This window comes from Variovorax sp. 01T439_2, assembly GCF_056398445.1.
Map to the genome: position 1 here is coordinate 1 of NZ_JBFTPJ010000936.1, position 2,281 is coordinate 2,281.

General features: G+C 65.7%; 4 protein-coding genes. 1 reads left to right on the plus strand and 3 read right to left on the minus strand.

Going from position 1 to position 2,281, the window contains the following annotated elements; translation table 11 throughout:
- The 3 genes from AC1DOC_RS30025 to AC1DOC_RS30035 form a co-directional block, all read right to left on the minus strand.
- On the minus strand, positions 1-657 hold a 657-nt coding region (locus AC1DOC_RS30025; protein WP_478131156.1), incomplete at its 3' end, for an FAD-dependent oxidoreductase.
- 191 nt (positions 658-848) lie between these two features.
- Complete coding sequence (locus tag AC1DOC_RS30030) at positions 849-995, minus strand: hypothetical protein (protein WP_012745209.1); 147 nt, start codon at positions 993-995, stop codon at positions 849-851.
- Positions 995-1,180, minus strand: a complete 186-nt coding sequence (locus AC1DOC_RS30035) for a DUF1328 family protein (RefSeq protein WP_478131157.1) — start codon at positions 1,178-1,180, stop codon at positions 995-997. Before AC1DOC_RS30035 ends, AC1DOC_RS30030 begins: the two co-directional genes overlap by 1 nt.
- Before the next feature lie 188 nt (positions 1,181-1,368).
- On the opposite strand from AC1DOC_RS30035, the gene gstA reads away from it, so the two are divergent.
- On the plus strand, positions 1,369-1,977 hold the full coding sequence (gstA, locus tag AC1DOC_RS30040; RefSeq protein ID WP_278878063.1) for a glutathione transferase GstA: 609 nt from the start codon (positions 1,369-1,371) through the stop codon (positions 1,975-1,977).
- Positions 1,978-2,281 lie beyond the last annotated feature (304 nt).

Genomic DNA, 2,281 nt, shown 5'->3' on the forward strand with positions numbered 1-2,281 from the left:
GGGCTGCTCGGTGCACTTCGAAAAGTCGATGCTCCGGCCGTCCAGCCGCGGCGGCGTGCCGGTCTTCAGCCGGCCCTGCGGCAGCTTGAGCTCCTTGAGCCGCGCCGACAGGCTGACCGCCGGCGGATCGCCCGCGCGGCCGGCCTGGTAGTTGTCCAGGCCCACATGGATGCGGCCGTCGAGAAAAGTCCCGGCGGTGAGCACCACCGTGCGCGCACGAAAGGCAATGCCCACCTGCGTGACGGCGCCGACCACGCGGTCGCCCTCCACCATCAGGTCATCGACGGCCTGCTGGAACAGGCTCAGGTTCGGCTGGTTCTCCAGGCGATGGCGGATCGCGGCCTTGTACAGCACGCGGTCGGCCTGCGCGCGGGTCGCACGCACCGCCGGGCCCTTGCTCGAATTGAGAATGCGGAACTGGATGCCCGCCTCATCGGTGGCAATGGCCATGGCACCGCCCAGCGCATCCACCTCTTTCACGAGGTGGCCCTTGCCGATGCCGCCGATCGACGGGTTGCAGCTCATCTGCCCCAGCGTCTCGATGTTGTGGGAGAGCAGCAGCGTCTTGGCGCCCATGCGTGCAGCGGCCAGCGCGGCTTCGGTGCCGGCATGGCCACCGCCGACGACGATCACATCGAATTCTTCGGGGTACAGCATTTGAAAGAGGGGGCGCACTACTGACGCGTGCGCTGCGCAAAGGGGGCACCGATTTTAATCGGGGGTGCCGGTTTGCGTTCGAAATGCGGGCAATATGGTTAATGGCGCCTAAACCGCCTCGGCATCTCGGCCAAACCCTCTTGTAGATTGGACAGTTTGCTATTGATTTAATAGCAAAAAAGCGGCGGCGCTCAGGCGTGCCGCCGGCGCGAGCGATGCTCTGGAAGCTGCCAGTGCGTCTGCGTCACCAGCAGCACGCGCACCACGCGATGTGCCGGGCTCTGCAGCAGCAGGCCGAGCGGACGGGGCCGCGGCCAGACGGGTGCCGGATGCTGCATCAGTCGATCGCCTTTTTCACCGCGCCAATCCCCAGCGCCGCCAGGACCACGAACACCACCGCCAGGACCAGGAACAGCCCGAACAGCAGCTTTGCGATGYCGGCTGCGCCTGCCGCAATGCCGCCGAAGCCCAGCACCCCGGCCACCAGCGAGATCAAGGCAAAAATAATCGCGTACTTCAACATCTGAAAACTCCTTGCGGCGAGCCTCGCCCGCCGTGCGGGGGAGCTTAGGAACCGGCCACTGCCGCCCCGATAGTCGCCCCGCGCGAGCGGCCGTAGGACAAACGCCCAGCGCGCAAACCCGCTAGCATCCCGTGGGTCGATGGATCGATTCCCGCTATCCATATTCCCAACATTGGAGATTTCTTCGCATGAAGCTGTATTACTCGCCCGGTGCCTGCTCCCTTTCGCCCCACATCGCGCTGCACGAGGCGGGCCTTGCCTTCGAGCCCGTGCTGGCCAGCACCAAGACCCACAAGCTGCAGGACGGCACCGACTACTACGGCATCAACCCGCTGGGCTACGTGCCGATGCTCGAGCTCGACGACGGCACGCGCCTGCGCGAAGGCCCGGCCATCGTCCAGTACATCGCCGACCTGGCCCCTACCAAGAACCTCGCGCCGGCCGCCGGCACGCTGCAGCGCTACCGCCTGCAGGAATGGCTGACCTTCATCGGCACCGAGATGCACAAGGGCTACAGCCCGCTGTTCAACCCGAACATGCCCGAAGAAGCCAAGGCCATCTTCAAGGACAAGCTCAAGTCGCGCTATCAATGGCTCGACGGCCAGCTTGCCGACAAGCAGTATTTGATGGGCGAGCAGTTCAGCGTGGCCGATGGCTACCTGTTCACCGTCACCAACTGGGCCAAGCCCACGGGCGTCGACATTTCGGGTTTCGCCAACCTCCAGGCCTGGCATGCGCGCGTGGCCGCCCGTCCCGCCGTTCAAGCGGCGATGAAGGCCGAAGGCCTGCTGAAGTAAGAAGAAGCCAGCAGAAGCTCGCAAGAGCCCTGAGGCAGCCCGCCCCAGCCCCGGGAAAACCCGGGCCGCTTCAGCCACAAGCCGCATGCCGCGGCTTTTTTTTCGGGTCACGCTACGGGCCTCTTCCAGACCCCGTAGCGAAGGACCCGACGATGGCCGAAGCCCCTGCCCTTCATCCTCATCACCAGGAACTGCGCGAGGAGATGCGCGGGCCCGTGATGTGGCTCACCATCGACCGCGAGGAGCGCCGCAACGCCATCAGCCCCGGCGTGCTCGCGGCGCTCTCGTCGGCACTGTCCCGCGC